The sequence below is a fragment of the Micromonospora sonchi genome (assembly GCF_014646235.1).
In the GTDB taxonomy this organism is placed as follows: domain Bacteria; phylum Actinomycetota; class Actinomycetes; order Mycobacteriales; family Micromonosporaceae; genus Micromonospora; species Micromonospora sonchi.
In genome coordinates this window covers 49,136-56,059 of sequence record NZ_BMNB01000038.1, presented here as the reverse complement: position 1 = coordinate 56,059, position 6,924 = coordinate 49,136, and the positions used below count along the sequence as shown (strand labels likewise).

Here is a 6,924-nt window from a genome sequence, read left to right as displayed (position 1 = left end):
AGGAACCGGAAAAGCCGCAGCCGATCCGACACTCATCCCCTGTCCGACACCCAACCCGTCCTGCACATCACCAGTGGATCGCCCTGCTGCGGGCGTCTCCTTGACAAAGGTCATAGGGACACCCCCCCGACGGATTTCCGCAGCCGAGCACTAAGCGGTGCGGGTGGAGAGTGCCAGGTAGCCGTGTTCGGCGGCCTGCTGGAGCAGCCACTGGTCCCGGTACCAGCCGGCAGCCGCGACCAGATCGGCGTGCCGGCCGCGTTGGACGATCCGCCCGGCGTCCAGCACCACGATCTCGTCCAGTCCGGCGAGACCGCTGAGCCGATGGGAGATCAGCAGCACCGAGTGCCCGGTTGGAACGGCGGCGAGGGCCGAGGCGAGCACCTCGTCGGCGGCGACCGGGTCGAGGCCTTCGGTCGGCTCGTCCAGCACCAGCACCGCAGGTGCCGCGAGCAGTGCCCGGGCCAGGGCGAGCCGCTGTCGCTGGCCGCCGGAGAGCTGCCCGCCCTGCTCGCCGACCACGGTGTCCCAGCCGTCCGGCTGCTCCCGGACCCAGTCCGCCAACCCGGCCGCGTCCGCCGCGCCGGTGAGCGCCGCCTCGTCAGCGCCGGCGCGGCCGAGCAGCAGGTTGTCCCGGACCGAGGCGTGGAAGACGTGCGCCTCGGCGAGCAGCCCGCCGACCACCTGCGGCAACGCGTCGGGCGGGTAGCTCGACACGTCCCGTCCGTCCAGGGTCACCCGGCCGCCGTCGGGGCGTACCGCGCCGGTCAGGACGGCGGCCAGGCTGCTCTTGCCCGCGCCGCTGGGCCCGACGACCGCCACCCGGTGGCCGGGCGGCAGGTCGAGGTCGAAGCTGTCCAGCGCGGCGGGGGCGCCGGCCCGGTACCGGACGGTGACCCGCTCGAACCGCACGCCCGGCACGCCCGGCGCGTTCCGGTCGGCCTCCGGACCGGCGGGGTGGTCGGCCGCCGTCGGGCCGGCGGGGTGATTGGCGCCCGGGGTGGGGGCGACGAGCCGGGCGATCCTGGCCAGGCCGGTGCGCAGCCCGGTCCACTGCCGGGCGGCGCCGACCAGCGCGAGGGCGATCTCCACCGCGGCCAGCGTGCCGACCGCCAGGACGCCGACCAGCACCCCGTCCACTCCGGCGCGGAGCGCGACGAGTACCACCGCGCCGGCGGCCACCCCGGCCACCAGCACCCCGGCGGCGTCGACGGCGAAACCGAGCGCGGCGAGCCGGCGTTCCAGCCGGGCCAGCCGCCGCGCCCGCCGCTCGGCGGCACCGAGCGCGTCGCCGGTGGCGCCGAAGGCGGCCAGGTCGGCGGCGCCGTGGGTCAGGTCGACCGCGTCGGCGGCGAGCGCGCCGCGCAGCGGGGCCACCTCGGCGCCGGCCCGCCGGGTGAGGAGGGTGGCCAGCGCCGGCAGGGCCACCCCGGCCAGCAGCAGCCCGCCGGCGAGGACGAGCGCGGCCGGTGGGGAGACGAGCGCGGTCAGGCCGACCGCCAGTACGCTCACCAGCCCGGCCGCCGCGCCCGGGACGAGTACGCGCAGCAGCAGGTCCTGCACCGCCTCCACGTCGGAGACCAGTCGACTCAGCGCGTCACCGGTGCGCGGCGGTGCGCCGCGTCGGTCGGCCAGCGTGGCGAAGGCCCGGGCGCGTACGTCGGTGACGAGGCGGAGCACCGCGTCGTGACCGGCGAGCCGCTCGGTGTAGCGCAGCACGCCCCGGCCGACGGCGAGCGCCCGCACCGCGACGATCGCCACGGTGAGACGGTCCAGCGGCGGCTGCCCGGCGGCGGTCATCAACAGCCAGGTCGCGGTGGCCATCAGGGCCAGCCCGGCGAACTCGGTGCCGGCGGCGAGCAGCCCGGCACCGACCAGCCGTCTCAGGTACGGCCGGGCCAGGCGCAGCACCGTCAGTTCGGGAGAGGGACCGCTCATCGGACCTCCCCGGCCGGTGCCGGCGTGAGTTCGGTGACCCGACCGTCGGCGACCCGCAGGACGCGGTCGACGCCCCTGAGCAGCGCGGGCCGGTGCGCGACCAGCAGCGCGGTGCGGCCGGTGATCAGTCGGTGGGTGGCCGACAGCACCGCCGCCTCGGCCGCCGCGTCGAGGCGCGCGGTCGGTTCGTCGAGCAGGACCACGGGCGCGTCCCTCAGGAACGCCCGGGCCAGGGCCACCCGCTGCCGTTGCCCGCTGGACAGGCCGTGCCCGCGCTCGCCGAGCGTGGTGTCGAGCCCGTCGGGCAGCGCGGCGACCACGTCGTCGAGGGAGGCGTCCCGGACCGCGGCGGCGACCCGGGCCGGTTCGGCGTCGGGGGTACCGAGCCGGATGTTGTCCGCCAGCGTCGTGGCGAACAGGTGCGCCCGCTGCGGCACCCAGGCCACCTGCCGGCGCCAGCCGTCCAGGTCGGCGTCGGCGAGATCGACCCCGCCGACGGTGACCCGGCCGGCGGTCGGCGCGACGAAGCCGAGCAGCAGGTTCAGCAGCGTGGTCTTGCCGGCGCCGCTCGGGCCGATGACCGCGATCCGCTCGCCCGGCCGGATCGTCAGCGTGACGTCCCGCAGCGCGGTGGTGCGCTCGTACGCGACGGTCACCGACTCGAACCGGATCTCGCCGCGCCCGTCGGGCAGCGTCCCGGCGCGGCCCGCCGGTGCCGGCGCGGAACCGGAGAGGGTGAGCGCCTCGTCCAGCGCGGTGAGTCCCTCCATGCTGGCGTGGAACCGGCTGCCGGCCGCCCGCAGCGGCAGGTACGCCTCCGGGGTGAGCAGCAGCACCAGCAGCGCGGTCTGCAGGGCCAGCCCGCCGCCGAGCAGCCGGACACCCACCGGCACCGCGACCAGCGCCACCGACAGGGTGGCGACGAGCTCCAACACCAGCGCGGAGAGGAACGCGATGCGCAGGGTCTTCATGGTGGCCACCCGGTGACCGTCGGCCATCCGGCGGACCGCCTCGGTCTGGGACCGGGCGCGGCCGAAGGCCCGCAACGTGGGCAGCCCGGCCACCATGTCCAGGAAGTGCCCGCCCAGCAGGGACAGCCGCCGCCACTGGCGTTCGGTGGCGGCCTGGGCCTGCCAGCCGAGCAGCGCCCCGAAGATCGGGATGAGTGGCAGGGTCAGCGCGATGATCACCGCCGAACTCCAGTCGGCGACAAAGACCCGGGTCAGCACGGCCACCGGGACGGTGATACTCAGCGCCAGTTGTGGCAGGTAGCCGGTGAAATAGGCGTCCAGGGCGTCCAGCCCGCGGCCGGCCAGGGTGGCCAGTTGCCCGGCCCGCTGGCCGGCGACCCAGCCCGGCCCGTGCCGGGCCACCGCGCCCAGCAGGTCGGCCCGGAGTGCGGCCTTGACCGTGGCGGCCAGCCGTGCCGACACCGCGCCCTGTGCCCAGACCAGCACCGACCGGGCGGCGACGGCGGCGACGAAGCCGGCCAGCGCGACCCGATCCAGCCGGCCGGTGAACGCGGTGGCCAACAGCGCGGCCAGGGCGGTGGCCTGCACCACGACCAGCCCGGCGGCGAGCACGCCCAGGAACGCGAGCAGCATGAGGTCGCGCCGGGCCGCGGGGACCCGGTGCAGCAGCCGCGGGTCGAAGGGGCGACGGTTCACCAGTACACCGCTGCTCTGCCGTCGGTCCGTCCCCGGAAAATCCACCAGCACATCGCCTGAAAGCCTAGTAGGGCCGGCAGCAGGGGCAGCGCCAGCCAACCCAGCAGGCGTAGCGTCGGGGCGCTTGCCGCTGCGTCGGCCACCGCCAGCGACGCGCCGGGGTCGACGGTCGACACCAGCACGTACGGCCACAGGGTCGCCCCGACCAGCACGACCGGCAGCGCGAGAGCGGTGGCGGTGGCGGCGAAGGCCAGCCCGACCCGCCGCCGGCCCAGCGCCGCGTGGGCCACCAGCAGGGCCGCGACCAGCAGAATCGCCAGCAGTACGCCGATCGCGGGGCGCTGCGCGGCGGCGCGTACCCGATCGGAGAGCAGGCCGACGGCGGCGGCCGTGGCGACCGCGATGACCGCGGCGACGATCAGCCGGCGGGCCAGCGGCCGGAGCCGATCGGCCTCGGCGGCCGGCAGCCGGAGCGTGAGGAAGGTCGCACCGTGCGCGGCGACCAGGGCGACCACGGCCAGCGCGGTGGCGGCGGCGAACGGGGTGAACAGGTGCGCCACCCCGGCGACGTGCCCGTCGGCGTGCAGCGGTACGCCCTGGAGGAGCCCGGCGAGCACGGTGCCCCAGCCGAGCGCGGCGAGCAGGCTGCCCACCGCGATCACCCGGTCCCAACCGGCCCGGGCGGACCGGCTCGCCGGCCGGCTGCGCAGCTGCACCCCGGCGGTCACCAGGATCACCCCGGCCAGCGCGCCCAGCACGGCCGGGTAGCTGCCGGCGAGCAGTTCCCCCTCCAGCACCGGGAACGCGCCGAACAGGATGCCCACGGCGGCGACCAGCCACACCTCGTTGCCGAGGAAGAACGGCCCGACCGCGTTGAGGGCCGCCCGCCGCCGGGCGGGGTCGACGCCGCGGGCGAGCAGCAGCCCGACGCCGTAGTCGTAGCCGCCGAGCACCAGGTATCCGGCGAAGAAGAGGCCGAGCAGGGCGTACCAGGCGAGTTCCATGGCGGTCTCCTCAGGCGAAGGTGGGTTCGGGGCGGGTGTCGTCGGCGGCCGGCTGCGCCGGTGGGCGGCCGAGGGCGGGGTCGGCGGCGCCCCGGGCGGCGTGCCGGGCCAGCAGCACCCAGTTGGTGACGGCGAGGGTGCCGAGCAGCAGGGTGAAGCCGGTCAGGGAGACGGCCATCAGCCATCCGCTGATCGGGGAGACGGCCTGGTCCACCGGCAGCAGCCCGTACGCCACCCAGGGCTGGCGGCCGACCTCGCGGGAGATCCAGCCCAGGATCAGCGCCACGAACGGCAGCGGCACGGCGAGCATCAGCAGCCACAGCGGAAACCGGAGCCGGATGATCCAGTCCCGCCAGAGCAGCGGCAGCAGCAGCCAGAGCAGGCCGAGGCCGAAACCGATGAGGATCATGAACCCGAGCCCGACGCTGGCCAGCGCGGGCGGCAGGTAGTCGCCGGGCCCGAACCGGGCGGTCCACTCGGCGACCAGCGCCTCGGCCTCCGGGCTCGTGCCCCCGAACTTGGTCGGCTGCACCGCACCCACCGGCCGGAACTGGGCGAAGCCGAAGCCCTGCACGAGGCTGATCGCCAGCGTGGCGGTGACCACCCCGATCCGCAGCGAGGTGCGGAACAGGTCGTGGTCGGGGGTGCGCCGGAGCAGGTGCCAGGCGCTGATCCCGGCCATCAGCAGCCCGCCGGTGAGCAGCGCTGCCGACACCACGTGCCCGAGTGCCGTCCAGAGGGCCGGGTTGGTCAGCAGCGCGGAGAAGTCGGTCAGGTGGGCGACGCCGTCGCGTACCTCGTAGCCGACCGGGTTCTGCAACCAGGAGTTGGCCACCATGATCCAGAACGCCGAGGCGTACGCGGTGAGCGCCACGCCCCACAACAGCGCGAGGTGTACGCCCCGGCGCAGCCGGTGCCAGCCGAAGATCCACATGCCGAGGAAGGTCGACTCCAGGAAGAAGGCGACCAGGGTCTCGATCGCCAGCGGGGCGCCGAAGACGTTGCCGACGTAGCGCGACAGCCCGCTCCAGTTCAGCCCGAACTGGAACTCCATCACGATGCCGGTGGCGATGCCGAGCACGTAGTTGATCACGTAGAGCTGGCCCCAGAACCGGGTCAGCCGCTCCCAGCGGGGGTTGCCGGTGACCACCCAGGCGGTCTGCAGCCCGACGAGGAGGGTGACCAGGCCGAGGGTGACGGCCACGAAGAGGAAATGGACCGAGGCGGTCGCGGCGAACTGCAGGCGGGCGAGGAGCAGGGTGTCCATGGCCGGCTCTCCTGGGACGGGGGCGTGAGTTGGTGGGAAGGCTACCGGTAGGCAACCTACCTATAGGGCTTCACGCGGGCCGATTCCGACAAGATCAGGGTCAGTTCAGGGTGGGTCAGCTCAGGAACAACGAGATCGGCAGGGCGGCAGCGGTGGTGGTCACCGCCAGCGCGACGGCACCGAGCAGGCGGGGCGGGCGTTCGGTGACCATCAGCCGCTGCACGCGTACGGCCAGGTCCCGGTCGCCCAGGCCGAGCGCGCCGGCCGGAGTGATCCGGTTGCCGGCGGCGGCGAAGCGCTGCAGCGCCCCGGCCAGCGGTGCATCCGCGTGCAGCTCCCGGGCCTTGTCGTCGGCGCGCATCTCGACCAGCAGCGAGACCCGCTCGTGCGCCTTCCTGACCCAGCCCAGCCAGGGCAGTGCCCGGCACAGCGCGGTGAACGGCAGCAGCACCAGGTCGTGCCGCTCCTGCGCGTGCGTCCGTTCGTGGGTGAGCACCGCCGCCAGCTCGGCCGGGTTGAGCAGATCGAGCGTGCCGGCGCTGACCACCACCCGGGGACGCACCCCGGGCAGGCAGTACGCGGCCGCGCCCGGATGGTCGAGCACCAGCGCGCCGGGCACGGTGGGATCCCGCCGGGCCACCAGGGCGAGCAGATCGCGGTGCCGGCGCTGGGCGCGTACCGCGCCGTGGATGCTGCGTACCGTCGTGGTGAGCAGCACCGCCCCGATGCCGAAACCGACGCCCACCAGCCCCAGGTGCACGGCGCCCAGACCGGCCGGCAGGGTGCTGTGCCACAGGTCGTCGGCGAGCGCTAGCAGGGCGCTGCCGGTGCCGCGTTGGTACGGAGTCAGCCCCAGCGACATCGGCAGGCCCACCGCGGAGAGGCCGGCACCCAGGCCGACCGCCTGCCAGCAGAGGATCGCCACCCGAGGGCTGCGCCACGTCCAGGTGGAACGGGCCAGCACCTGCGCTATCAACCAGCACGCCAGCATCGAGGCGGCGAAGTGCAGGCTGTGGGCCACGGCGTCGTCCCTACCGCTCCGCCGCCT

5 protein-coding genes are annotated in these 6,924 nt (G+C 75.1%); all 5 read right to left on the bottom strand.

Annotated features, from left to right (window positions below):
• Nucleotides 1-150: 150 nt before the first annotated feature.
• Entirely contained in the window at nt 151-1,938 is a 1,788-nt protein-coding gene (cydC, locus tag IEY61_RS27555; RefSeq protein WP_189049524.1) for a thiol reductant ABC exporter subunit CydC, read from the bottom strand.
• Complete coding sequence (gene cydD, locus IEY61_RS27550; RefSeq protein WP_189049522.1) at nt 1,935-3,605, bottom strand: thiol reductant ABC exporter subunit CydD; 1,671 nt, start codon at nt 3,603-3,605, stop codon at nt 1,935-1,937. The genes cydC and cydD overlap by 4 nt, the downstream gene beginning before the upstream one ends.
• Complete coding sequence (locus IEY61_RS27545) at nt 3,602-4,609, bottom strand: cytochrome d ubiquinol oxidase subunit II (protein ID WP_189049520.1); 1,008 nt, start codon at nt 4,607-4,609, stop codon at nt 3,602-3,604. Before IEY61_RS27545 ends, cydD begins: the two co-directional genes overlap by 4 nt.
• Before the next feature lie 10 nt (nt 4,610-4,619).
• On the bottom strand, nt 4,620-5,876 hold the full coding sequence (locus IEY61_RS27540) for a cytochrome ubiquinol oxidase subunit I (protein ID WP_189049518.1): 1,257 nt from the start codon (nt 5,874-5,876) through the stop codon (nt 4,620-4,622).
• Between the two features lie 115 nt (nt 5,877-5,991).
• Complete coding sequence (locus IEY61_RS27535) at nt 5,992-6,897, bottom strand: M56 family metallopeptidase (protein ID WP_189049516.1); 906 nt, start codon at nt 6,895-6,897, stop codon at nt 5,992-5,994.
• Between the last annotated feature and the right edge of the window lie 27 nt (nt 6,898-6,924).

What these genes read in the sequence shown, in the direction of transcription:
- IEY61_RS27540 (WP_189049518.1), bottom strand. Translation starts at nt 5,876, where the DNA reads ATGGACACCCTGCTCCTCGCCCGCCTGCAGTTCGCCGCGACCGCCTCG.
- cydC (WP_189049524.1), bottom strand. Translation starts at nt 1,938, where the DNA reads ATGAGCGGTCCCTCTCCCGAACTGACGGTGCTGCGCCTGGCCCGGCCG.
- IEY61_RS27545 (WP_189049520.1), bottom strand. Translation starts at nt 4,609, where the DNA reads ATGGAACTCGCCTGGTACGCCCTGCTCGGCCTCTTCTTCGCCGGATAC.